18 protein-coding genes are annotated in these 25,053 nt (G+C 71.8%); 9 read left to right on the top strand and 9 right to left on the bottom strand.

Annotated elements, in window-relative coordinates; genetic code table 11:
* The first annotated feature begins 5 nt into the window (after positions 1-5).
* Positions 6-1,331, top strand: coding sequence for a bifunctional glutamate N-acetyltransferase/amino-acid acetyltransferase ArgJ (gene argJ, locus IPG72_00455; protein ID MBK6767514.1), 1,326 nt, complete (start codon positions 6-8; stop codon positions 1,329-1,331).
* A 138-nt stretch (positions 1,332-1,469) separates the two neighbouring features.
* Here argJ and argH read toward each other — a convergent pair whose 3' ends face one another.
* Positions 1,470-2,876: an argininosuccinate lyase gene (gene argH / locus IPG72_00450; GenBank protein MBK6767513.1), complete on the bottom strand. Its 1,407-nt coding sequence runs from the start codon at positions 2,874-2,876 to the stop codon at positions 1,470-1,472.
* Between the two features lie 104 nt (positions 2,877-2,980).
* Between argH and IPG72_00445 the strand changes: the two genes are divergently transcribed.
* The 3 genes from IPG72_00445 to IPG72_00435 all read left to right on the top strand — a co-directional run bounded on the left by IPG72_00445 (position 2,981) and on the right by IPG72_00435 (position 7,415).
* Positions 2,981-4,291 (top strand): aminotransferase class III-fold pyridoxal phosphate-dependent enzyme, encoded by a 1,311-nt coding sequence (locus IPG72_00445; GenBank protein MBK6767512.1) that lies wholly within the window; start codon positions 2,981-2,983, stop codon positions 4,289-4,291.
* 83 nt (positions 4,292-4,374) lie between these two features.
* Positions 4,375-4,998, top strand: a complete 624-nt coding sequence (locus tag IPG72_00440; GenBank protein ID MBK6767511.1) for an iron-containing redox enzyme family protein — start codon at positions 4,375-4,377, stop codon at positions 4,996-4,998.
* A 140-nt stretch (positions 4,999-5,138) separates the two neighbouring features.
* Positions 5,139-7,415, top strand: a complete 2,277-nt coding sequence (locus IPG72_00435) for a glycosyltransferase family 39 protein (GenBank protein MBK6767510.1) — start codon at positions 5,139-5,141, stop codon at positions 7,413-7,415.
* Here IPG72_00435 and IPG72_00430 read toward each other — a convergent pair.
* The 4 genes from IPG72_00430 to thiS form a co-directional block, all read right to left on the bottom strand.
* Positions 7,342-7,977 (bottom strand): thiamine phosphate synthase, encoded by a 636-nt coding sequence (locus IPG72_00430; GenBank protein ID MBK6767509.1) that lies wholly within the window; start codon positions 7,975-7,977, stop codon positions 7,342-7,344. The two genes, IPG72_00435 and IPG72_00430, sit on opposite strands and share 74 nt — an antisense overlap.
* A gap of 28 nt (positions 7,978-8,005) precedes the next feature.
* On the bottom strand, positions 8,006-8,854 hold the full coding sequence (locus IPG72_00425; protein ID MBK6767508.1) for a hypothetical protein: 849 nt from the start codon (positions 8,852-8,854) through the stop codon (positions 8,006-8,008).
* Positions 8,855-8,984: 130 nt separating this feature from the next.
* Positions 8,985-9,785 carry a thiazole synthase gene (locus IPG72_00420; protein ID MBK6767507.1) on the bottom strand — a complete coding sequence of 267 codons (801 nt, stop codon included), beginning with the start codon at positions 9,783-9,785 and terminating at the stop codon, positions 8,985-8,987.
* Between the two features lie 14 nt (positions 9,786-9,799).
* Positions 9,800-10,015, bottom strand: coding sequence for a sulfur carrier protein ThiS (thiS, locus tag IPG72_00415; GenBank protein MBK6767506.1), 216 nt, complete (start codon positions 10,013-10,015; stop codon positions 9,800-9,802).
* 430 nt (positions 10,016-10,445) lie between these two features.
* On the opposite strand from thiS, the gene phbB reads away from it, so the two are divergent.
* The 3 genes from phbB (at position 10,446) to IPG72_00400 (ending at position 15,517) form a co-directional block, all read left to right on the top strand.
* Positions 10,446-11,168: an acetoacetyl-CoA reductase gene (gene phbB, locus IPG72_00410; GenBank protein ID MBK6767505.1), complete on the top strand. Its 723-nt coding sequence runs from the start codon at positions 10,446-10,448 to the stop codon at positions 11,166-11,168.
* A 270-nt stretch (positions 11,169-11,438) separates the two neighbouring features.
* The gene (gene recQ / locus IPG72_00405; protein MBK6767504.1) at positions 11,439-13,370 is read left to right on the top strand and encodes a DNA helicase RecQ; all 1,932 of its coding nucleotides are present in this window, start codon (positions 11,439-11,441) and stop codon (positions 13,368-13,370) included.
* Positions 13,370-15,517, top strand: coding sequence for a CPBP family intramembrane metalloprotease (locus IPG72_00400; GenBank protein ID MBK6767503.1), 2,148 nt, complete (start codon positions 13,370-13,372; stop codon positions 15,515-15,517). The genes recQ and IPG72_00400 overlap by 1 nt, the downstream gene beginning before the upstream one ends.
* Before the next feature lie 117 nt (positions 15,518-15,634).
* Here IPG72_00400 and IPG72_00395 read toward each other — a convergent pair whose 3' ends face one another.
* Positions 15,635-17,527 (bottom strand): VWA domain-containing protein, encoded by a 1,893-nt coding sequence (locus IPG72_00395; GenBank protein ID MBK6767502.1) that lies wholly within the window; start codon positions 17,525-17,527, stop codon positions 15,635-15,637.
* A gap of 193 nt (positions 17,528-17,720) precedes the next feature.
* The gene (locus IPG72_00390; GenBank protein MBK6767501.1) at positions 17,721-21,239 is read right to left on the bottom strand and encodes a VWA domain-containing protein; all 3,519 of its coding nucleotides are present in this window, start codon (positions 21,237-21,239) and stop codon (positions 17,721-17,723) included.
* Between the two features lie 126 nt (positions 21,240-21,365).
* On the opposite strand from IPG72_00390, the gene amrB reads away from it, so the two are divergent.
* On the top strand, positions 21,366-22,679 hold the full coding sequence (gene amrB / locus IPG72_00385) for an AmmeMemoRadiSam system protein B (GenBank protein ID MBK6767500.1): 1,314 nt from the start codon (positions 21,366-21,368) through the stop codon (positions 22,677-22,679).
* 32 nt (positions 22,680-22,711) lie between these two features.
* The gene (locus IPG72_00380; GenBank protein MBK6767499.1) at positions 22,712-23,257 is read left to right on the top strand and encodes a methylated-DNA--[protein]-cysteine S-methyltransferase; all 546 of its coding nucleotides are present in this window, start codon (positions 22,712-22,714) and stop codon (positions 23,255-23,257) included.
* Between the two features lie 67 nt (positions 23,258-23,324).
* On the opposite strand, the gene IPG72_00375 is transcribed toward IPG72_00380, so the two are convergent.
* On the bottom strand, positions 23,325-23,993 hold the full coding sequence (locus tag IPG72_00375; protein MBK6767498.1) for a hypothetical protein: 669 nt from the start codon (positions 23,991-23,993) through the stop codon (positions 23,325-23,327).
* Positions 23,990-25,009: a type I glyceraldehyde-3-phosphate dehydrogenase gene (gene gap, locus IPG72_00370; protein MBK6767497.1), complete on the bottom strand. Its 1,020-nt coding sequence runs from the start codon at positions 25,007-25,009 to the stop codon at positions 23,990-23,992. Before gap ends, IPG72_00375 begins: the two co-directional genes overlap by 4 nt.
* Positions 25,010-25,053 lie beyond the last annotated feature (44 nt).

Raw genomic sequence — 25,053 nt, 5'->3', positions numbered from 1 at the left:
TCGCCATGGCTGCACCGAACCCCGCCGACGTTCGCCCCGTCGCAGCTTTCGACGCACGCCCCGAATCGGCCGTCGACGCCATCGCACCTCTCGACGGCGACGTGACGACGCCCCGCGGCTTCCGCGCCGCCGCCGCCACGGGCGGCCTGAAGGCCTCCGGCGCGCCGGACATCGCCCTCGTCGTCAGCGACCTCGAATCCAGCGCCGCCGGGGTGTTCACCCAAAACGCCTTCGCCGCCGCGCCCGTCCGCCTGGACCGTGCGACGCTGCGTGCCAGCGGCGGCCGAGCGCGCGCCGTCATCGCCAACAGCGGCAATGCGAACGCCGTCACCGGGCCGGCGGGCGACGCCGCGGCGGCGGCGATGCAGCGGGCGGCCGCGTCGGCCCTCGCCTGCCCGGCCGAGCACGTGCTCGTCCTCTCGACCGGCATCATCGGCGTGCCGCTCGACGTCGCCAAGGTCGAGCGCGGCATCGCGCTGGCGAGTAACGCGCTGTCGGCGAACGGTGGGCCGGCGGCGGCAAGGGCGATCATGACGACGGACACGCGGCCCAAGACCGCGGCGCGGCGGGTCCGCCTGTCGGGGGGCGACATCCTCGTCGGCGGCATGGCCAAGGGCGCCGGGATGATCCATCCCGACATGGCGACGATGCTGGCCGTCGTGACGACCGACCTCGACCGGACGCCGATCGCGTTGGCTGCCGACCTGGCCACGGCCGTCGACGTCTCGTTCAACCGGATCTCGATCGACGGCGACACGAGCACGAACGACAGCGTGATCCTGCTCGCCAACGGCGCATCGGGCGTAGCGGTCGCCGCGGTCGACGACGCCGACGCCGACGACGTCGCGACGTGGCGTGCCGCGCTCGTCGACCTCTGCCAGGACTTGGCGCGCCAGATCGTTCGGGACGGCGAGGGCGTGCGGAAGCTCGCCGTCATCGTCGTCGCCGGGGCAGCCGATGATGCCGACGCGCGACGGGTGGCGAACGCGATCGCGACGTCGCCGCTGGTGAAGACCGCGTTTGCCGGCGGCGATCCGAACTGGGGTCGGATCGTCGCGGCCGCTGGCCGGTCCGGTGCCGCCGTCGATCCGGCGCGCGTAACCCTGACGTTCGCCCCGGGAGAACACGACGTCGAGGGTGCCGCCGCGCCCGTGCGCCTCTTGGCGAACGGCCTGCCGACGGGCTTCGACGAGGCCGCGGCCGCCGCGATCCTGGCCGATGATGCGTTCCGCGTTCGCCTCGACCTCGGGCTGGGCGACGGGGCGGCGACGGTGTGGACGGGGGATCTGACGGAGGAGTACGTGCGGATCAACGCGGATTACCGGACGTGAGCGCGCCCGCCCGCAGCGATTGGACCGCGCCGCCCGCAACAAGGCGCGTGTAGGGGCACGGCATGCCGTGTCCATCGTCGGACGCACGATGTCGTTGGATCGCGGTGTTCGCCAGACAGGGCACGGCATGCCGTGCCCCTACCGACGTCCGATCGATGAGCCACCGTCCCTATCGCCCCACGCCGCCACAGCCGCCCGCGCCGCCGCCAACTGCCGCGCCACCGCCGCCGGCGCCGTCCCGCCCTCCACCGATCGCGCATCGAGCGCGGCCTGCCAGTCGAGGGCCGCGACGTCGCCCGGTTCGAACGCCGCGTCGAGGGCGACGAGGTCGGCGGCGGGGAGCGACGTGAGCGCAATACCGCGCTCCTCGGCCAACCGGACCGCGCGGCCCGCCAACGCGTGGGCCGTGCGGAACGGGATGCCGCGGCGGACGAGATGGTCGGCGAGGTCGGTCGCGAGCATCGCCGGGTCGAGCTGGGCCGCCATCCGCACCGGGTCGACGCGCAGCGTGGCGACGAGGCCGGCGAGCACCGGCAGCAGGGCGGCCAACGTGTCGAAGGCGTCGAACACGGGCTCCTTGTCCTCCTGCAGGTCCTTGTCGTAGGCCGACGGCAGCCCCTTCAGCGTCGCGAGCAGCGCGGTGACGTGGCCGATCAGGCGGCCGGCCTTGCCGCGCGCGAGCTCGAGCGGGTCCGGGTTCTTCTTCTGGGGCATCAGGCTCGAACCGGTCGAAAAGCGGTCGTCGAGGGCGATGAAGCCGAAGGCCGGCGTGGCGAACAGGATGAGCGGCTCGGCCAGCCGGCTGAGGTGGACGCCGGCGAGGGCCGCGGCGAACAGGAACTCGGCCGCGAAGTCGCGGTCGGCGACGGCGTCGAGGCTGTTCGGCGCGACGGCGCGGAAGCCGAGGTCGGCGGCAATCGCGGCGCGGTCGATTCCGAACGCGGTGCCGGCCAGCGCAGCGGCGCCGAGCGGCAGAACGGCAGCCGAGGCGCGGACGTGGTGCAGGCGGTCGCGGTCGCGGGCCAGCGGCCAGACGTGGGCGAGCAGCCAGTGGGCCCACGTGATCGGCTGCGCCGGCTGGAGGTGGGTGAACCCGGGCATCGTCGTCGACATGTGCGGTGCGGCAGCCTCGACGAGGGCGGAGGCGAGCTGGCCGGTGGCGTCGACGAGGCGGTCGCAGGCGGTCATGACCCACAGGCGCAGGTCGGTCGCCACCTGATCGTTCCGGCTCCGTCCGGTGTGGAGCTTGCCGGCGACCGGACCGGCGAGCTCGCCCAGCCGCCGCTCGACCGCGGAGTGAATGTCCTCGTCGGCCTCGGCGAAGGCGAACGCGCCGCGCCGGAACTCGTCCGCGACGGCCTGCAGTCCCGTGTCGAGCGCTGCGGCCTCGTCGCCGGCCAGCACGCCGGCCCGTGCGAGCGCGCGCGCCCAGGCCCGGCTGCCGGCGACGTCCTCGGCCCAAAGCCGCCTGTCGAACGGCAGGCTGCGGTTCAGCGCATGCGCGGCCGGGTCGAGCGAGCCGGCGAATCGGCCTCCCCAGAGCATGGCGGTCGTCCTTCCGTATGGCGAGCGAATGCAGCGATGACCCGGCAATGCTTGGAACCGCGTCGCACGAGAATGATAATCCGCTGCCCAGCTTGAGGTGCCCGATGACCCCTTCCGATCCGGTCGATCTCCCGCGCCGCCCCGGCCAGGACCCCACCCCCCTCCTCGACGCCGACCGCGCCGCCGTCCTCCAGAACTACGCCCGCCCGCCGATCGTCTTCATACGCGGCGAGGGCGCGTGGCTGTACGACGATGCCGGCCGGCGCTACCTCGACTTCAACGCCGGCATCGCGGTCAGCGCGCTCGGGCACGGGGACGCCGAGTTGGCGCACGCCATCGCCGACCAGGCCGGGCGGCTCATCCACACGAGCAACCTCTACCACACCCCGCCTTACATCCGGCTGGCCGAACAGCTCGTTGCTCGCTCGTTCGCCGACCGGGTGTACTTCGGCAACTCGGGCGCCGAGGTGGTCGAGGCGGCGCTGAAGTTCGCGCGCCTGTACGCGCGGAAGACGCATGGCGAGATGCCGGCCCCGGACGGGTGGTCGGAACTCGTCGATGACGCGGCGACTTCGAGTTGGCCGCGCAAGTGGCGGACCGTCGCCTTCGACCACGCCTTCCACGGCCGGACGATGGGCGCGCTCTCGTTGACGCACAAGGCGGCCTACCGCGCCCCGTTCGCGCCGCTGCTCCCGGGCGTCGTGTTCGCGCCGTTCAACGACGTCGCGGCGGCGGAGGCGGCGATCGACGAGACGACGATGGCCGTCGTCGTCGAGCCGATCCAGGGCGAGGGCGGCTACGTGCCGGCGACGCTGCCGTTCCTGCACGCCCTTCGAACGCGGTGCGATGCCGTCGGCGCGCTGCTCGTCCTCGACGAGATCCAGTGCGGCCTCGGGCGCACCGGCCATCTCTTCGCGCATGAGATGTACGGCGTGCGGCCGGACATCGTCTGCCTGGCCAAGCCGCTGGCGGGCGGCCTGCCCATCGGCGCCGTGCTCATGACGCAGGCGGTGGCAGATTGCGTCGGCGTCGGCGAGCACGGCAGCACGTTCGCCGGCGGCCCGCTCGTCTGCCGCGCGGCCGAGGTCGTGTTGAACCGGGTGAGCGATCCGGCATTCCTGGCCGCCGTCCAAGCCCGCAGCGATCACCTCGTGCGCGGCCTGCTCGCCCTCGACAGCCCACACATCGTCGACATCCGGGGCGCGGGGCTGATGATCGGCGTCGAGCTCGATCTGGCGGTGAAGCCGATCGTCGACGCCGCCCGCGACGACGGTGTGCTGCTTATCGGTGCGGGCGAGCGCGTGCTCCGGCTCTGCCCGCCGCTGATCGTGGACGAGGCGCAGATCGACTTGGCCGTGGGTGCCATCGGGCGGGCCATCGCGCACACCGCGGAGCGCTCTGCCGCGCCCGGTTGACCCGCTGCGAGTTGCCTTCAGCCGGCCGATGCCTACGATGAGCGGCCAGCCCCGACGAACCGTGCCCCCGAAGGAGCCTTCCGGTGACGACGCCCGACACGCTTGCCGCCCGCTGTGACACCCATATCGCCGCGCACAGCCTGCTGCAGCACCCGTTCTACCAAGCATGGAGCGACGGCACGCTGCCCGTCGCCGCCCTGACCGACTACGCCCGCGAGTACGGCTCGTTCATCGGCCGGATCGCCGATGGGTGGCGTACGGTCGGGGAGCCCGACATCGCCGCCATCGAGGTCGGCCACGCCAAGGTCTGGGCGACGACGTTCGCCGACGGCCTCGGCACTGCGGTCACCGCGCCCGAGGTCCGCGCCGTGCAGGCGCTCTGCGCCACCGCCGACGCGCTCTTCACGGATCGCGTGACCGCCCTCGGGGCGCTGTATGCCTTCGAGGCCCAGCAGCCGGCCACCGCCCGGAGCAAGCGCGCCGGCCTCGCCACGCACTACAGCGCGTTGCCGGCGAGCTGCGAGACGTACTTCCGGCTGCACGAGGACGACGACCACGAGCCGGCGCTGCTGGCGGCCGGCCTGAACGCGTTGCCGGCCGAGGACCGGGCAAGGGCCGAAGCGGCGTGTGCGCAGATGTCCGTCGCGCTCTGGGATGCGTTGACCGGGCTCCACGCGCCGCATGCTGCGGCGTGCATGGCGAACTAGTACCCGCGTATGGGCTTGGTGGATCGGCCGCATTGCGACCGATCCCGCGATGGCACGATGTGGGTAGGGGCGCGCGGCCGTGCGCCTCTACCCATCGGCAACTCCACATCGTGGCACCCTCGTAGATCGAGGAGGAGTCGATGTCGGATGGATCGATGGACGGAGCGGCGGTTGGCCAACCGCACGATCGCCGCGCGATCGCCTTTTTCGCCCTGGCGATGGTCGTCTACCTGATCACCCGCCTGTACGCGCTCGACCGCTTCCCGATCTTCTTCCACGCCGATGAGGCCTTCGGGCCGTTGACGGCCTCGAGCCTGCTGACGAACGGCTTGAGCGACGCCTACCAGCGCCTGCTGCCCATCTACTTCGAGCCCGCCCCCAACCGCTGGATGCCGATCGGCACGGTGTACGCTCACCTCGTGACCGTTGCCCTGTTCGGCAAGAGCATCATCGTCACACGCGTCACGACGGCGCTCGTCACCGCGGCCGGCGCCGCGGCCGTGGCGCTGGCGCTGCGCGACGGCTTCCGCGCGCGGCGCTGGTGGGCCGGCGCGCTCGTCCTTGGCGCGATGCCGACGTGGTTCCTCCACAGCCGCACCGGCTTCGAGGCGGCGATGATGACCGCCGCGTTTGCCGTCTTCCTGTGGGCTTACCTGCGCTATCGGCAGGGCGGCGGGCGCTTCTGGTCGTGCGCCGCCGTCGCCGCCGGGGCGGCCACGTTCTATGCGTACTCCAACGGCCAGTCGCTCATGGCCGTCCTCGGCATCCTGCTCCTCGTCGTCGACAGCCGCTTCCACTGGTCCCAGCGGCGCGCCCTCGGGCCTGCCCTGGCGCTCGGCCTCGTCCTGCTCATCCCGTTCGTGCGCTTCCGCCTGGCACACCCCGGCGCCGAGATCGAGCACCTGCGGGCGATCGACAGCTACATCGTCGACCCCGCCGCGTCCGCAGGCGACAAGGCGCTCGGCTTCGCCCGGCGCTACGCCTTCGGCCTCCACCCGCGCTTTTGGTTCATCAGCCACGATGTCGACAACCCCCTCCAATGGGCCGAGGAGCGCTGGCCGGCGATCCGGCCGGCGCTCATGCTCGGCGGCAACCTCGACATCGAGCGCCACCGTTACCGCGGCCGCGGTCACATCGCGCTGTGGATGCTGCCGTTCTTTGTCGTCGGGCTCGTCGCCGCGCTTCGCCGCTGGCGGTCGCCGGCCCATCGCACCGTGCTCCTCGCCGCCCTGGCCACCCCCTTCGGCGCCGCGACGGCGGGCGTCGGCGTCACGCGCGTCCTGGCCTTCGTCGTGCCGGCGGCGGTACTGATCACGTTGGGCATCGAAGCGGTCATCGACGTCGCCGGGCGATGGCTGGCGCGCGAGCGCGCGTCGACGCGGGCATGGGCGTCGTCGTTGGCGGTGCTGGCGGCGCGTTGGCGTTCCCGGGCGCCGGGCGTCGCAACCGGGCTGTGCTTTGTCGCTCTGGCCGGCGCCAACTTCGAGCTGCTGACGACGGCGCTGCGCACAGGCGACCGGTGGTACGACGACTACGGGCTGTACGGGATGCAGTGGGGGGCCGCGCAGCTGTTCGACGACATGATCCCGTCGCTGTTGGCGGCGGACCCGGACGTCCACGTGCTCGTGACCTCGGACTGGGCGAACGCTGCGGATCGCTTGCCCTACTTCTTCCTCGACTTCGACCAGACGCGTCGGGTCCGGTCCCGCAGCGTCTCGGACCCGCTCACGCGCCTGATCGAGCTGTCGGACGACGAGATCTGGATCGTCACGGACCACGAACTGGACGGCGTCCGCAAGAGCGGCAAGTTCGCCCCGCCCGAGATCGTGCGCACGCTGAACTGGCCGGACGGGCGGCCCGGCTTCCACGCCGTGCGCCTGCGCTACGCGCCGGGCATCGACAAAGGTGTTCGCCGCCGAGCGGGCCGCGCGGCGCAAGCTCGTCGAGGCCGCCGTCGTCCTCGACGGCCAGGACGTGGTCGTTCGCCACTCCGTGTCCGACATGGGCTCGCCGGCCGAGCTGTTCGACGGCGATCCGAGCACGCTGCTGCGCGGGATGGAGGCGAACCCGCTCATCATCGAGCTTGCGTTCCCGACGCCCCGTGCCTTGACCGGTATCGCCGCCCACTTCGCCCACATGCCGTTCACCTGGACGGCCGACCTCTTCGCCCCGGACGCCGACGAGCCGGTGACCTATGCGCAGACGGTGACCGACGTCCCGGACGGCGACGCGCACGGGGACCTCGCATTCGATGCGGGGCCGGCCGCGGTGTCGCGGCTGAAGCTGACGATCCACCAGGACGACCTCGAGGACGAGGCGCACATCCACGTGCGGGAGCTGACGCTACGCTGACCAGCCCTCGATCAGCTCCGTCACCACCGACCTCGGATCCCCGGCACGCGCCACCGCGCCCATGACCACCACACCCGCGGCGCCTGCCGTCCGGCACGCCGCGACATCGTCGCGGGTCGCGATGCCGCCGAGGGCGAGGACGGGCACGTCGGTGGCCCGGGCAACCGCCTCCAATCGTGCGCGCCCGAGCGCCGGTCCGTACCCCGGCTTGCTGGCCGAGGCGAACACCGGGCTGAGCGTCACGTAGTCGGCGCCGGCCGCGGCGGCCCGTTCTACCTCGCGCAGATCGTGCGCGCTCAGGCCGACGAGGGCGTTCGGACCGAGCGCCGTTCGGGCTGCGGCGACGTCGCCGTCGCGCGGGAGGTGGACACCGTTGGCGGCGGATGTGCGGGCGATGCGCGCGGCGGCAGCGGCGTCGGCGACGCCGGCGACGAGGACGGTGGCGCCGTACGGCTTCGCCAGCGCGACGACGTCGGCGACGAGGTCGGCCAAGCCATCGGGCGCAAGGTCCTTCTCCCGCACGGCGAACCAGCGGCAGCCGCCCGCGAGGGCCGCCGCGACGACGGCGCGCAGCGGCAGGACCGACGCGCGCCGATCGGTGAGGACGAGCAGCGGGGGTGTCGGCAGCGGCGAAGTCGAACGACGTTCGGTCGAGCTACTTGGCACGGAACGCGGCGGCCACGAGGTCCGGCGGGAAGTAGCCGCCGACGCGCTGGCCCTCGGCGTAGCGGTAGACGGCGGCGGTGTAGATGCCCTGCAGCGCGCCCTGGACCAAGCCGATGAGGAGGATCGCCAGCACGAAGATCACGACGGCGGCGATGATCATCACCACCGACTCCGTGGCGGCGGCACCGATGATCGCGATCACGCCGATCGGGATCGTCACCAGGTAGGCCAGCCCGAAAACGAAGCCCATGCCCAGTCCGCCCGCCAGCTGCTCGCCCCACGTCTGCTTGAGCAGTGCCGTGCTGCGCTTCACCGCGGCCATCGGGCCGAGGCCCTCGTTCACCAGGACGGGCACGACGAGCGCGGTCGCGATCGTCCAGCCAAGGCCGCCAAAGCGCGAGATCGTCTGTCCGGCGCGCCCGCCGCGATCGGCCAGCACCTTGAGCGCCACGCCGACCGTCGCCGCCATCGCGGCGTAGCCCAGGATGTGGGCAAGGTGGCTGTTGGCCACGCGGAAGCCGTCCGACACGGTCGGATCGCCCCCGTCGAGGCGGATCATCGCCGCGCCGACGAGGGCCGAGTTGAAGTAGAAGATCACGACATACTGCACGAGGTAAAAGGCGAAGAGGAAGACGTAGCCGCCGATGCTGCGATCGGCGTTCCGCTCCATCACCTGCTGCCCGAACCCGGTGAGCCAGGCCGGCACGAAGAAGCTGGCGGAGACGATGAGCGCCGCGATGCTCGAGACGACCGGAAAGACGAGCAGCTCCTTGTCGGCCCGCAGCACGGCCGCGCTGGCCTTGACGAGCTGCCAGCTGTTGGACAGGCGTTGCATCATGGTGGGCCTCCTGGGCGGGGGTGCGGTTGTACGAGCCGCGCCGACAGTTTACGCCAAGGAATCGGTATATTCGTAGGGGCGATGCGAACGCATCGCCCGCAGGCCCTCCGCCTCTCGCCGCCGCCCGCTGCTACCCCACGTCCAGCATCCCCTCCAACGGACTGGACGCCTTCGCATACAACCGCCGCGGAATCCGCCCCGCCCCGTGCGCCAGCCGCCCCGCCTCAAGCGCGAGGCGCATGGCATGCGCCATCGCCACCGGATCGCGCGCGCCGGCGACGGCGCTGTTCAGCAGGATGCCGTCGTAGCCGAGTTCCATCGCCAACGCCGCGTCGGACGCCGTGCCGACGCCGGCGTCGACGATGAGCGGCACGTCGAGCAGCTCGCGGATGATCCGGAGGTTGTACGGGTTGGTCAGCCCCATCCCGCTCCCGATCGGCGCGCCAAGGGGCATGACGGCGGCGCAGCCCAGATCGGCCAGCTTGCGGCACGTCACGGGGTCGTCGTTGCAGTACGGCAGGACGATGAAGCCGTCGCGGACGAGTTCGGCCGCCGCCTGGAGCAGCTGCTCGACGTCCGGGAACAGCGTCTCGTCGTCGCCGATGACCTCGAGCTTCACCCAGTTCGTGCCGAGCGCTTCACGTGCGAGCTGTGCCGTTAGGACGGCCTCGCGCGCCGTGTAGCAGCCGGCGGTGTTCGGCAGGAGGTGGTAGCGCCCGCCGAGGACGTCGAACAACCCCTCGCCGCCGCCATCCACCTTCACGCGCCGCATGGACACCGTGACGATCTCGGCGCCGCTCGCTGCAATCGCATCCAGCATGACCTGCTGGTTGGGGTAGCGCGACGTGCCGATGAGCAGGCGGGAGGTGAAGGTCCTGCCGGCGATGACGAGGGGATCGACGTCGAAAGCGGTCGCCGCCGTCGGCGCCATGGACGAACCCGTCATCAGCCGCCCGCGATCGCGTGCAGCACCTCGACGCGGTCGTCCGGCGCAAGGTGCGTCGTGGCCCACGCCGAACGCGGCACGACGCGGTCGTTGACGGCGACGGCGATGCCGGGGCGGGCGGGGTCGGCGCCGGTGACGAGGGTGGCGAGGAGGGCGTCGAGCGTATCGCCGGGGTGGTGGGGGACGGGGGTGCCGTTGACCTGGACCGTGGTCATGGTCGTCGTCCCTGTAGGGGTCCCCGTCGCGATCGTCTCGGACACGGCAAGTCTACCCTTGGCGTGGAAGCACCGGCGCAGCAGCGAGCCCGTTCTTCTTGGCCAGCTTGGCGGCCTTCTTTTCCTTGGCGGTCAGCGCTGGCTGCTTCTTGGTTTCCTTGGTGGTCGGCGTGGCTTTGCCCATGGTTCTCTGCTCCTCGTGTGCACCGGTGAACGCGTGTGCGCATTGCAGCATAGCGCACTTTGGCGTGGCGCCGGCATCTGACGTGACGCCACACGCACTGCCGTCGGCCCGGCGCGACGTGCCGGACGCTCGCCAACCCGGTGAAATCGTCGATTGACACCCCGCCGCCCCCCTGGTAACGTCGTCGCGCCGGGTGGGGACCCGGCATCGCACGCATGACGACGTCGTTCGCGACAGGAGGTGGCTGTGGGCCGGGTGGCGGTTGTGACCGGAGGGACGCGCGGGATCGGGCGCGCGATCAGCGTGGCGTTGAAGGAGGCCGGACACACCGTGGCGGCCGTGTATCACGGCAACGATGCGGCCGCCGCCGCGTTCACGGCCGAGACCGGCATCGCCACGTACAAGTGGGACGTGGCGGACTACGAGGCCTGCCAAGCCGGCATGGCGAAGGTCGCCGCCGACCTCGGACCGGTCGACATCGTCGTGAACAACGCCGGCATCACGCGCGACGGCACGTTGATGAAGATGTCCGCCGAGGACTGGTCGACCGTCATCGCCACCAACCTCGGCTCGTGCTTCAACATGGCCAAGGCCGCCTTCCCGGCGATGGTCGAGCGCAAGTTCGGCCGGATCGTGAACATCGGCTCGATCAACGGGCAGGCCGGGCAGTACGGGCAGGTGAACTACGCCGCCGCCAAGAGCGGCATCCACGGCTTCACGAAGGCCCTCGCCCAGGAGGGCGCGCGCCACGGGATCACCGTGAACGCGATCGCGCCGGGCTACATCGACACGGACATGGTGGCCGCCGTGCCGCCGCCGGTGCTCGAAAAGATCATCGCCAAGATCCCGGCCGGCCGCCTCGGCAAGGCCGAGGAGATCGCCCGCGGCGTCGTGTTCCTCGTGGCCGAGGATGCCGGCTTCGTCACCGGCGCCACGATGTCGATCAACGGCGGGCAGCACATGTATTAGGGCCGGCCACCGGGGAGGCTAGGGGGACCCGCCCCTGCTGGCCATCACGAGCGTGTGCAGTGGTGGTCGGCGTGCCGGGGCAGTTGTCGCCGCCGCATCGCGCCGCGCTTGCGCGCCGCTGCGTGTCGTTACGCGGGCGGCGTGACGTTGTCGCCAACGTGTCGCCGCGGCGCTTGTCCGCAACGGCCTTGGCCGGTACGCTCTGCACATGATCCACGACCCGCTCGACCTCGCCGCCGACTCCCCCCCGCCGCCGCCGACCCGCGCGCGGTGCTGCGCCGTGTCTTCGGCTTCGCGGAGTTCCGCGGCCAGCAGCGGGCCGTCATCGACCGCGTCCTCGGGGGCGGCGACGCGCTCGTCGTCATGCCGACGGGCAGCGGGAAGTCGTTGTGCTACCAGCTGCCGGCGCTCGTGCGGCCGGGCGTGACCGTCGTCGTCAGCCCGCTCATCGCGTTGATGGCCGATCAGGTGACGGCGATGCGGGCGCTGGGCGTGCGCGCCGCGGCGCTGAACTCGTCGCTCGACCTCGGGGCGCAGCGCGGCGTCGAGGCCGCCGTGCGTGCGGGGCGGCTGGACCTCGTGTACGTGGCGCCCGAGCGCCTCGTCACGGAGGGATTCCTCGAACTGCTCTCGTCGACGAGCGTCGCGCTGTTCGCGATCGACGAAGCGCACTGCGTGTCGCAGTGGGGGCACGATTTTCGGCCGGAGTACCTCCAGCTCGATGTCCTGGCCGACCGCTTCCCGGGCGTGCCGCGCATCGCCCTCACCGCCACGGCGGACGGGCCGACGCGGCGCGAGATCGTCCAGCGGCTGCGGCTGGCGGACGCAACCGTCTTCGTGGCCGGCTTCGACCGGCCGAACATCCGCTACCGGGTCTGGCTGAAGGACGATCCGTTCAAGCAGCTGCTGACGTGCCTGAAGCGCGAGCACGTCGGGCCGGACGGCGGCATCGAGACCGGGATCGTCTACTGCCTGTCGCGCAAGAAGGTCGAGCAGACGGCCGAGCGGCTGAGCGCCGCCGGGATCGCGGCGCTGCCCTACCACGCCGGCCTGGACGCCGCCGATCGCGCGCTGCACCAGCGGCACTTCACGCACGACGAGGTGCCGGTCGTCGTCGCCACCGTCGCGTTCGGGATGGGGATCGACAAGCCGGACGTGCGGTTCGTGTTCCACGTGGACCCGCCCAAGAGCTTGGAAGCCTACTACCAGGAGACCGGCCGCGCCGGCCGCGACGGCCTGCCCGCCACGGCCACGATGCTCTACGGCATGGCGGACATCGCCCGGCTGCGCTCGATGATCAGCGACGGCGAGGCGGACGAGGCGCGCCAGCGCGTCGAGCACCACAAGCTCAGCGCGCTGCTGGGCTTCTGCGAGACCGCCCGCTGCCGCCGCCAGGTCCTCCTCGAGTACTTCGGCGACGCGCCCGCCGAGCCGTGCGGCAACTGCGACACGTGCTTGGAGCCCGTCGACACCTGGGACGGCACCGTCGCGGCGCAGAAGGCGATGTCGGCCATCCTGCGCACCGGCCAGCGCTTCGGCCAGGCGCACGTCGTCGACGTGCTGCGCGGCGAGACGACTGAGAAAGTGGAGCGCTTCGGCCACGACGCCCTGCCGACGTTCGGCGTCGGATCGGATCTCGACGTGCGCGGCTGGGCATCCGTCATCCGCCAGCTCGTCGCCGGTGGCCTGATCCGCGTGGACGTCGAGGGCCACGGCAGCCTCCAGCTGACGGACGGCGCGGCAGCGGTGTTGCGCGGCCAACAGTCGGTGACGCTGCGGCGCGATCCGGCGCCGCAGGCCGGTGCGTCGCGGCGGAATCGGTCGGCGGAGCGATCGCGGTCGCGTGCCGGCAGTGGTGGGAGTGGTGGTAGTGGTACGAATGGCGTCAGCGGTGGCGGCGGGCTGTTCGACGACGATGTCGACGCCGACGTGGACGAGGCGCTCTTCGCCGCGCTGCGCGCCTGCCGCCTCGCCCTCGCGCGCGAGCAGGCGGTGCCGCCGTACGTGATCTTCCACGACAAGACGCTCCTCGCGATGGCCGCCCGGCGGCCGACGACGACGGCGGCGCTGGGCGGGATCTCGGGCGTCGGGGACGTGAAGCTGGCGCGGTATGGGGAGGCGTTCCTGGACGTGATTCGCCAGCACATCGACGCGAGCGATGTCGGGGAAGACGGTGGGTCCGGCATCGGCGACGCCGACTGATGCTCGATGATCTGCGCGTTCGGCTGCGCGACCCGTTCAAAGGACTCGGTCGCCCATCCCGAACTTCAACGGTGTGGATCAGCCTTGCCCTCCTCTACCCCCTCGTCCTGACCTGGCTCTACTTCATCGCCCTGGCCGACGTCCCGGCGCCGTGGCCCCAGCTGGCTTACGGCGTGGGCAAGGCCGTCCAGTTCGGACCGGCGCTGTGGTGGCTCGCCCGCGTCCGCCCGGACCTCGTCCGCCCGCGCGCCCGGACCACGCGCCGCGACCTGGCGGTGGGCGCCGCGTTCGGCACCGCCGTCGCCCTCGCGCTGTTCGCCGTCTACACCGGCCGCCCGTTCGACCTCCTCGGCCCGTCCGGCCACGCCGCCTTCGCCGCCGCCGCGTCCGACAAGGCCGGCGCGCTCGGGATCGCCTCACCCGTCCGTTTCCTCGTCCTTGGCATGTTCTACGCCCTGCTCCACAGCGGTCTGGAGGAGGCGTACTGGCGCGGCCTCGTCTTCACCACCGTCCGCGACCGGACGCGCGCCCGGACAGCCGTCTGGGTGTCGAGCATCGCCTTCACCCTCCACCACATCGTCCTCGTCACAACCCTTCTCCCCGGCCAACTCCCGCTGGCGCTCCTGCTGGCGGCGTGCGTCGGCATCGGCGGCGCGGCGTGGAGCGTCCAGCGCTCCGTCTCGCGGTCCCTCCTGGGGGCGTGGCTCGGGCACGGGATCGTGGACGCGGCGATCTTCGCGGTGGGGGGGTGGGTGTTGTTTGGGGGTGGCGCGGACGGGGGGCCGGCGGCGGTCGGATCGCCGACGCCGCGGCCGATCACTTGGGCGTCGCCGTATCCGTCGGCGACGCTTGGGCCGATCACGCCGCCCTCGCCGCAGCCGTCCGCGACGCCTGGACCGAGCGCGACTCCCTCGCCGTGGCCGACGAAGACGGCGCTACCGACGGTGGATGCGAGCGTGCCGTTGCCGGTGGCGATGACGTTGGAGGAGGCGCGGGGGGAGGTGATGTCTTGGTTGGATCCGGATCATGCACCGCGGATCGTATCGGCGGACTACGTGCCGGCGGCGGCGGTGGCCTTCGAGCGAGATCATGTCGGGGCGTTCATCGTCAACGACTTGTACGGGGGCTGGTGGGAGGATCGGCGGCTGGAGCGGCTGCCAACGACACTCGTACGCGTCGTCGCCGACGCCGAGCCGCTTGAGATGCGGCTGATCTTGCGCCGGCCCGGCTTCAACGCTCCACCGCTCGATGCCCCGCGCCCCGGGCAGAGTGACGAGCGATCCCGAATCGTGGCCTGGTTCGATGCGCTCTCAGGCGCGCGTCTTGCCCTGGAAACTCTCGACTGGCCGAGCGACGAGGTTCGCGGACAACCACCGGCGGAGCCGACGGCCGCGATCACGTTCGCCGTCACCCCCATCCCGTTGACGATGACACCGATGCCACAGGCCAGGGAGCGTGTGGTCCCGACGGCGGTGCCGACGCCGCTCGGCGCGCCGGTCGACGCAGACCACGTTCCGCCGGCGTTGCGCGACGTACTCACCGCCTACCCGTTGCTGCCCGGCAGCACGTGGACGTGGGACTCGACGTCGTGGGAAATGAGGGTGACTTGGTCGCGCTGGCGAACCACGGAAACGGTTACCGGCGCGTGGCAGCTGGACGATCGGCGGATCGTCGTTCGGTCGTTCGTCGTGCCGACGGTTACGATGCGCACGCGCTCAATCGGCGCATTAGCCGACAGGATCGACGCGTCCTTCGAATTCTGGCGTACGGTCGACTCCGACGGCCACGTTTCCGGCCAGGACGCGCGGGGCGCCGAATTCCTGCGTACCGATCGATCGCGTCGCCTCATCGAGGACGCACGCTTCGAGCTGCCGATCGAGCCTATCGGCTTCGCACACGAGGGAGTGCATGACTTCATGGGCCTGCTGTCCGCGCTATCGACGGACCGCATCCCGGTCACGACGCCCGCCGGGCGCTTCGAAGGGTGCGGGGTAATCGAGGTCACGACCAGCGCCGGTTCCGGTTCCCACCGCGCGATCTGCCCGGGGGTCGGCTACGTGGAAACGGACACGTGGGCCTTCCACACGGGGTATGGCTGGCAGACGGTATCGCAGCTTGTGTCGTACGACGTCGTTCTGCCGCGCTAAGGGTATCAACGGCTGAAGCCATTGATTCGTCGTTGCTCTCTCAGGACCTGACCACACGGCGGCTTCACGCGGAAATGGTGTTACGCCCCGCGCCCCTCGGATCCTCCCCCGCCGCCCTCAGTCCCCACCCACCCCCCAAACCGCCCCCCCCGGACAAGGCAACGTCCCCGCGATCCCCGCAAACACCCCCGCCAGCTCCGCCGAAGTCGGCGCCTCGTAATACAGTGCGGGCGACGACGCAACGGCCCGCAGCAGGTCGCGGTCGATGTCGTCGCCCAGGCCGATCGTGAAGACCTTGCGGCCGTCGCGGGCGCGCTGGGCGGCGGCGAGGACGTCGACGCTCGGGGCGCTGGCGCGGCCGTCCGTCAGGAGGACGATCATCGACTGTCGCGCCGGGTCGACGGAGGCCGGGACCGCCCCCGCGGCAGCATCGAGCGCCCGGTCGATCCGCGTGCCGTCTGCCGTCTGGATGCCGTCGATCGCCGCGTTCAGCGTGCCGGCGTCGGACGACAGCGGCGCGGCGACGATCGCGTCCGTGTTGAACGCGACGATCGCCGCCCGATCGCCCGGCTTCAGCAGCTCCACGAACACGCGCGCCGCGGCCTTGGCGGCGTCGATCTTGGCCACGCCGGCGCTTTGCTCGCGCATGCTCGTCGAGGCGTCGATCACGAGCGCGACGTCGAAGCGGACGTCCTTGGGCAGACAGACGGCGCGGGCGAGGACGGGTAGCCAGATCTTGCCGGGGCGAGATTCGCGTGTCGCCGTGGCGGTGGGGGGTGTGGTCGGCGTGGGCGTCGCGGTCGGCGCCGGCGTCGGGCTGACATCGGGCGTGTCGCTCGGGACGGGCGTCGGGGGTGCCGTCGTCGGCGTCGGGGTCGGCGGGGCGCACGGGCCGGTGACGTCGAGCGTGTCCGGCGGCACGACGGCGGGCACGCCGTCGCGGCCGATCGAGTCCTCGAGCAGCACGCTGCTGTCCTTCGTGCGGTTCGCCTGCTGGCCCAGCGCGGTCGTCGAGATGCGGTACGTGGCGGTCACCGTCGTTCCAGGCGCGGCGTTCGCCCAGGCGAAGGCCAGCTCCTGGCCGGTGACGACCGGCACCGGGTTCGCCGAGCCCGGGATGAGCCGGATGGCCGGCGGCAGGATGTCCTTCAGCGTGACGGTCTTCACCGACACGCCGCGGCCCGCCTCCTGCAGGGCGCGGACCTCGGAGGGCAGCTTGCCGCCGGGCGCCTTGAAGGCGAGCGTCTTCGGATCGGAGATCGCCCGATAGTCCTGGCAGTTCGCCCGCGGCCCGCTCTCGAAGCAGACCGTGGCGATCTTCACGTCCTTGGCGGTCGCCTGACCGGCCGCCCGCTGCGCCGCGCCGGGGCAGGACGGGACGCTCGGGTCACAGCCGTCGCCGTAGAGGATGATGATCTCGATCGGCGCCAGCGGGCGGCCTTCGGAATCGTTCCGGATCCGCTCGAGCATGCTGACGGCCTTGTCGATCGCCTCCGGCGGATCCTCGCCGAGGTCGCCGGCATCGTAGCGGATGCCGTTGACGCCGCTCTGGGCCCGGCTGGCGGAGTCCGTCCAGTCCGTTTCGACCTTCACCTTGAAGCCGTGGGATAGAACGGCCACCATCGTGCCCGGGATGTTCCAGTCCAGCTCGGAGAGCACGTCGCGCGCGCTCTTGCGCACGTCGGGCAGGAGCGGCTCGATGGACTGCGAGCGGTCCACGGCAATGACGAGGTGGATCGGCCGCGCGGCCGGGCACGTGATGCCCATCGTCACCGTGACGGCGGCCGTGTCGCAGGCGCGGATCGAACCGGGCGCCAGCGTGTGGCTGATGATCGCCGCGCACGCGGACGGGGGGACGCCGCCCTGTCGTGGCGCCTGTTGCGGTGCCTGTGCGCTGGCCGCGGCGGGACGGCCGATGGCAATCGCGACTGCGACGAGGGCGAGGCCGGCGATCGAAGAGACGGCGGCGGCGACGGTCGTCGCGCGCGCGAAGGCAAGGCGGGGGGTCATCGCGAACTCCTGCGGCATCCGGCTTCGGCCGCCCGCCATTGTAGCGCGACGGCGGCGCAGCACGGCGCGGGTGAGGTCAACGCGCGATGAACGGGGCTTAATGGCTCAACGACAGGTGTGCGCGGACCTGCTCACAGCCGTAGGCACCTGCTCACAGCCGTAGGCACAAGCCATAGGCACAAGATCGACCCCCTCACGGGCAGGGGATCGCGCCGGCCACCGTGCGATACACCCGCGCCAGGTCCTCAGCCCCCGGCGCCTGGTAGAAGTAGCGCGTCGACGATGCCAGGAGCTTGAGCAGATCAGGGTCGACATCGGGGCCGAGGCCGATCGTGAAGAGCGTCGCGCCGGCGCGCTTGACGGCGTCCGCGGCGGCGACGACGCGGCCGGCGGTCGAGCGCGTCGGCTGGCCGTCCGTCATCAGGATGACGACGCCGCGCGCCGTGGTCCGACGGCTCGGGCCTTGGAGCTCCGCCCGCGCCGCGTCGAGCCCGGCGTCGATCCGGGTGCCGGGCGCCATCGGCAGGTTCGTGAGGGCCTGCCGGAGCGCCGCACCGTCGCCCGTCAGGCCGATCCGCAGCCGCGCCGCGTCGTCGAACGTGACGACGGACACGTGGTCGCGGGCGAGGTCGATGAGCGCGAGGAAGCTCTGGGCCGCCTGCTGGGCCGCATCGATCTTGCGGATGCCGCCGGCGGTCGTCACGCCGGCCATCGACGTCGAGGTGTCGAGGACGAGGACGATGTCGGCCGAGCGCTGCCCGGGCTTGCAGCGGTTCAGGACGGCGTACGGCAGGTAGATGTCCACCGGCGGCCGCGGCGTTCGGGTGGCGGTGCGCGTCGGCGTCGGGGTGCGCGTTGCGGTTGGGGTCGGCGTGTCCGTGGGCACGGGCGTCGTCGTCTCGGTCGGGGTGGGCGTCACGGTGGCCGTCGGCGTGTCGGTCGGCGTGTCCGTCACGACCGGCGTCGGGACGATCACGCGCACGACGGGCACCGGGAACTGCGCCTCGCCCACCGCGCCCGTGCCGTCCGTGTGGCGGGTGCGGGCGTCGACGTTCGTCGGGAACGTGCCGCCGGTGCGCGGGACGGCGCGGTAGGTCAGGCGGAAGCCCGGGACATCGACCTGGCCGAGCCGCCACGTGAGCGTGCGGGTGGATGCGTCCCACTCCGGCTCGCTCGGGCGGCCGGATCCGGGCACGTAATCGACGTTGGCCGGCAGGACGTCCGTCACCACCGCGTCGCGGAACAACGGCACCGCGCCGATCCGGCCGGCGATGCGGCTGAAGATGTCCCCGAGCTCGGCTTCCGTCGGACTGAAGAAGTAGTCCTGCGGCGTCGAGGCGATCCGCTGAAGGGTGGCGACGTCGAGGTCGAAGCCGAGGCCGATCGTGAAGACCCGGATCTGCAGCCGTCGCGCCTCGGCGATCACGCCGTCGATCTCGCTGAGTTCGTTCAGGCCGCTCGTGTGTCGCCCGTCGGTGAGCATGACGATGACGGGTTGCGCGCCGGTCCGCGGCGAGGCCGTCAGGGTCTTGATCGCCTCGTCCAGCCCGGCCACCAGGTTCGTGCCGCCGTTCGCCTGGATGCCGGCCACGGCGCGGATGGCGGTCGGGCGATCGGCCGTCAGGTTCTGGACGCGTGACGCGTCCGTGCTGAACACGACGACGCCGAAGCGCGAACCGGCGCCGCCGCGCACGATGAACGTCGCCGCCGCATCGCGGGCCGCCTGCATCTTGCTGCCGAGCATCGAGCCCGAATTGTCGATGGACAGCGCGATGTCGACCGCCGGCGGCGGATCGGGGCAGACGCCGTCGACGACGAGCTGGATCTCGATCTCCTGGCCCAGCTGGATCTCGGCGGGCTGGGCCGCCTTGCTGGCCATCAGCTGGCACCCGCCGTCCGTCAGGTTCGGGAGCGGGCCGGCGTTCGCAGCGGGCGCGTAGACGCGCACGACGTTGCCGAGCTCGCCGATGAACGTGACGTACAGCCGCCCTTGCGCATCCAGGGCCAGGTCCGTCGGCACGCGGTCGCGGCCGCCGACGGGGCGGGCGAGCGTCAGCGTGCCGTCCGCCTGCCAGCCGAAGACCCAGCCGTTGCGCGTCAGCGCGAAGGCGCTGCCGTCCGGTCCCGCCGCCACCCGCTGCGCGCCGGCCAGCACCGGGATCGTCCGCAGGAGCGTTCCGTCGCGGGCATACACGACGAGCGAGGCCGAGCCGCGGTCGACGAGGAAGACATGGTCGGCCGAGAGGGCGATGTCGAACGCGGCCGTGAAGCTGACGCCATCGATCTTGAACGAGCCGACGGCATTCAGGTTGCGGTCCAACAGGAAGACGCGCTGGCCGAGGGAGTCGAGGGCGGCCACGTTGGGGCCGTGCGCGCTGATGGCCGTGACCCAGGCACCGTTCGGCGGCACCCACTCGGCGCCCCAGCTGCCGTCCGACGCCAGCCGACGGACGACGCTCGTCTCCCACAGCACGTACGGGTCATCGCCGGCCATCGCGACGTCGATCGGCGGTGTGAGTTCGGCGCGGGCGAGCGGAGCGCCGGGGGGGACCGGGGTGCCGAGGACCGGCAGGAACGACGGATCGAACGGAACGTCGCGCTCGGGAATGCCTTCCAAGTCCCAGATCTGCACCCGCGCCGCCAGATCACCGATGACGGCTTCGTTGCCGACGGCGATCCGACTGGGCTGGAGGAGGAGGCCGAACGTCAGCCGCGACTGCAGCTCGAACAGCCCGAGGTCCGGCACGCGGATCAGGCCGTGCGGCGCGACGGCGGCGTACGCCACGCGCGGGCTGGCGATCTCGATGTCGCTGACATCGTCGAACGCCAGCCGGCCGACGGTCTGGTAAAGCTCGTCGCCCAGCACGAGGCCGATCTGCGGGGCGCCGATGAGGAAGCGCGCGTTGCTGCCGCTGCGCGAGAGCAGCCCGCCGACGCGGACCGACTGCAGGCGGTACTGCTCGAGGGCGGTGGAGGAGTTGGCGGCGGTGAAGAAGAGACGCGACTGGCGCGGGTCAGCCAGGTCGAACGTCGGCACCGGGCCGCTCGGCCCCTGCCCGTCGCCGCGGTACATGATCCCTTCCGGCTCGGTCACGCGGTTTTGGACCGCCATGACCCGCGTCGGCGTCCCATCAGGCTGGAACGCGAGCACCCGTTGGTCGCGGCGGCTGACGACGAAGATTTCGTCGCGCACGACCTCGATGCCCTGCGGGTCGGCGACGGGCCAGCTGGCCAGCGAGACCCCAGCGCCCGAAACCACCTGCACGCGGCCGTTGCCGGTGTCGCTGACGACGAGCCGTCCGTCGGACAGGTAGTCGACGTCGCGCGGCTGCCTGAACTGCCCCGCCTGGCTGCCCTCGCTCCCGACGGTCTTGACGAACAAACCGTCCCGGTCGTAGATCCGGACCGTGCCGCTCGTCACGTCCGTCACCGCCATCTGCCCGACCGTCCCGTGCCGACCGATGCCGCCGGACGTGTGCCCCGCCGGCCATTCCAGCGCGTCGTAGAGCGACTTGCCCTGGCTGTGCCACTCCGCCAGGAGGTTGTCGCCGGGCGGATCGGACTGCGCGCGGGCCGTCGGTCCTCCGGACGTGGCGACGGACAGCATGGCGACGATCGGCAGGGCGATCGCGCCGAGCGCGGCGGCGACAAGGCGCCGCTTTCGGACGGGCGGATGGGCGGGGATCACGGCGGGCGCCTCCGGGGCATACATGCCGACGTATCCGAGGGGGGCTCGGTTACGGGCGGGCGAAGGGTAGCATCAGGACGGGCGAGGGCACGAAGTGACGAGCGATGTCAATCGCTCGCCCCGAACGCCGCCCGCTATAATCGGCCCCCGATGTCCACAACACCAAGCCCTCTCCTGAAGCTACGCCCCGTCCCGATCGAGGTCGCGCAGATCCAGGGGCGACCGGCGCTCGTCTTCGTGGACCCGGCACGCTTGGCCGGCCGGCCGGTGCTGCTGCCGTTCGCGTTCGCGCCGATCGTCCAGCTGCTCGACGGTACCCGGGACCGCGCCATGCTGGCCGCCGATCTGGCGGCCCGCGACGACGGCGGCTGGCCGGATGACGTGATCGACGAGGTGCTGGACCACCTTCACCGGACATTCCTGCTCGACAACGAGGTGAGCAGCGCTGCGCTCAGCCTCGCCGTCGCCGCCTTCCGCGACTTGCCCGCCCGCCCGCCGGTCCACGCCGACGCGGTGTACCCGGCGCATGCCGGACGGCTGGCCGACGTGCTCGACGGGTATCTCGTCGCCGTCGGCGGGCACGCGGTCGGTCGCGAGCCCGCCGACATGGCGTCGAGCGTCACGAACGACGGCGTTGGGCCGCCCATCGAGGCCGTCGACCCGGTCGACGCGTCCGACATCGCCTGGCCGTTCGCGTTCTTCAGCCCGCACATCGATTACGCCCGGGGCGGCTTGGTGTACGCCGGCGTCTGGCACCACGCCCGCGCCGCCGTCGAAGCGGCCGACATCGCGGTGCTCATCGGCACGGATCACCAAGGCCCGGCCGGGACGTGGACGTTGACCCGCCAGAGCTACGCCACGCCGTACGGCACGCTGCCGACGGACACGGCGGCCGTCGACGCACTGGCCGAGGCGATCGGCGCGGACCGGGCGTTCGCGGGCGAGCTGCGGCACCGCGAGGAGCACGCGCTCGAGCTGATCGCCGTCTGGCTCCACCACATGCGCGGCGGCCGACCGATCGAGGTCGTCCCGGTCCTGGTCGGCGGCTTCGATCACTTCGAGGCCGATCCCGACGAGCCCGAGCGCGACACGACGGTGCGCGCGGCCATCGAGCGCCTGCGCGCGACGATCCGCGGCCGCCGGGCGCTCGTCATCGCCTCGGGCGACCTGTCCCACGTCGGCCCGGCGTTCGGCCAGCTGCCGATGACGGACGACGACCTCGCCACGCTGCGATCGGACGACCATGCGCTCCTCGAGCGGCTGTGCGCGGGTGACAGGTCCGGCTTCTTCGCCCCGATTCAGCACAGTGCCAACCGGACGAACATCTGCGGCGTCGCGCCGTTCTGGCTCACGATGGCCGTCGCCGAGGCCACCGGCGGCACGCTGATCGACTACGAACAGTGCCCGGCGGATGAAGACGACACGTCGTGGGTCAGCATCGGCGGCGTGGTGCTGCACCGGTGAGCGGCGCAGCGGACTCCGCCCCGGCGTCGACGCTGTCCGCCGGCGCGCGTGAGGCGGTGCTCCCGTCGCCGTTCGGCCCGTTCCGCGTCACCGTCGACGAGGAAGGCCGGCTCGTGCGCGCGGACTTCGTCGACGACGCGGGTGGCGGCGGGCACGCGGTCGCCGACGTCGACTCGGCGGCCAATGCCGGCCCCGTGGGCGACGCCGACGTTCACCCCGTGCTTGCCCGCGCCGTCGCCCAGCTGGCGGACTACTTCGCCGGCCGCCCGGTGTCGTTCGACGTGCCGGTCGCTCCTCACGGGACGGACTTCGAGCGCCGCGTCTGGGCGCACCTGACGACGATCCCGTACGGCCGCACGACGTCTTACGGGGCCGTCGCCGCCGCGATCGGCCAGCCCCCCGACGCCGCCCGTGCGGTCGGCGCCGCGAACGCGCGCAATCCGATCGCCGTCGTCATTCCGTGCCATCGGGTGATCGGGGCGGATGGGTCGTTGGTGGGGTACGCGGCGGGGTTGGACCGCAAGCGCGGGTTGTTGGCGATGGAACACGGCCAACCGTCGTTGGATTTGTTCCCGTAGGGGCAGGTCCCCGTGCCTGCCCCGTAGGCCGCCCTCCAACACCGACCCACGGCCCACACGAACGTCCCTACGGCAGATATTGCTCGACGATCCGAACGATGATTCCGTTCGCGGTCGTGATGTACATCGGGGGACCACCTGTCTCAAGCATCCACGTCCTGTCCGTGGTGAAGATCGGCGCACCTGGAATCGGTGTGCCCCAAAACCATCCCATGAACGTTTCGACGCTCGAGTTCATCGGGTTCTCGCTGATCCCCCCGTCCGCCGCCCACGCGACGAGTTCGACAGCGGCCGTCGGTGAAACGGGAAGTGTCACCGTCGCCGCGTCGAGGTCGCGGATGTAGAAGGGGCTCATCAAGGAGTGCCGTTCGGTCGTGTGGCCGTCCGCGATCGACGCCGCGTCCGCTTCGTCGCCGCCGAACATCACGGCCGGGTTCACGACGAGCATGGCCGGCGAGCCCGGCATCGCGGCCCGCACGAAGGTGAAGTGCTCACCGTCGTGCATCTCCTCAGCGGTTGGATCGCGCGGAAGCGCGCGGCCAGTGGCGGCGGCCTCAGGGCCGGTCGTCGGCGTCGGCGTTTGGATGAGCGCGCCGTGGGCGTACTCCTGGGTGGCGCGCAGTGACGCGGCGGCGGTGGCGGCCGCGTCGGGTGTCGCCGTCGGGCGGGCACAGGCGACGAGCGCTAGCCCGAGGACGAGCACGAATCCCGTGGTCGCTGTTCGCACAAGGTTCATGGGTTGTCTCCGATGTAGTGCACAAGGTCCATCACCCGCCCCGCATACCCCCACTCGTTGTCGTACCACGCCACGACCTTGGCCACGCGCCCCGTCCCGCCCATGACCATCGTCGACGGCAGGTCGACGATCGCCGATTCGTCCCGCCCGACGATGTCGCTCGAGACGATCTCGTCGTCCGTCACGGCGAGGACACCGCGGTACGATGCGTCGATGGTCGCGGCGTGGAAACGGGCGTTGATCGCGTCGGCGTCGACATCGTGCCCGAGCTGGCAGACGACGTCGATGACGGAGCCGTCCGGCACCGGGACGCGGTAGGCCATGCCGTCGACCTTGCCCGCCAAGTGTGGCAGGACGAGGCCGATCGCCTTGGCGGCGCCGGTGGAGGTCGGGACGATGTTCAGCGCGGCGGCGCGGCCGCGGCGGCCCTTGGCGGCGACGTCGACGAGGGCCTGCGAGCCGGTGTAGGCGTGGACGGTCGAGACCATCGCCCACGACACGCCGAACGCCTCGTCGAGGGCGCGCAGGACGGGGGCGAGGCAGTTCGTCGTGCAGCTGGCGTTCGAGATCAGGTGGTGCTTCGCCGGGTCGTACATGCCCTCGTTGACGCCCATGCAGATCGTCACGTCCGCGCCGTCGTCCTTGGCGGGCGAGGTCAGGACGACGCGCTTCGCGCCGGCCGTGATGTGCTTGGCCATCCCATCACGCGCCTCGAACGCGCCGGTCGACTCGATGACGACGTCGACGCCGAGGTCGGCCCACGGCAGGAGGGCCGGGTCGCGCTGCTGGAGCGCCTTGATCTCGTGCCCGTCCGCCCGCAGCCACCCCTCGCCCGAGGCGATGTCGCGCGGCGGCGCGGGGTGGACGGAGTCGTAGCGCAGCGCGTAGGCCAGCTGGTCGAGCGGGGCGAGGTCGTTGACGGCCACGATCTCGACGCCGCGCGCGTCGTGCAGCCAGTGGCGCAGGACCATCTCGCCGATGCGGCCGAGGCCGTTGATGGCGACGCGGGTGGGCATGGGAGACCTCCGGGTGGGCGGGGCGGGCGAGCCGGACGGTCATC

The sequence above is a fragment of the Candidatus Avedoeria danica genome (assembly GCA_016703025.1).
GTDB classification, from domain to species: domain Bacteria; phylum Chloroflexota; class Anaerolineae; order Epilineales; family Epilineaceae; genus Avedoeria; species Avedoeria danica.
The sequence above is the reverse complement of the archived record's forward strand: the minus strand, read 5'-3'. Positions and strand labels throughout refer to the sequence as shown.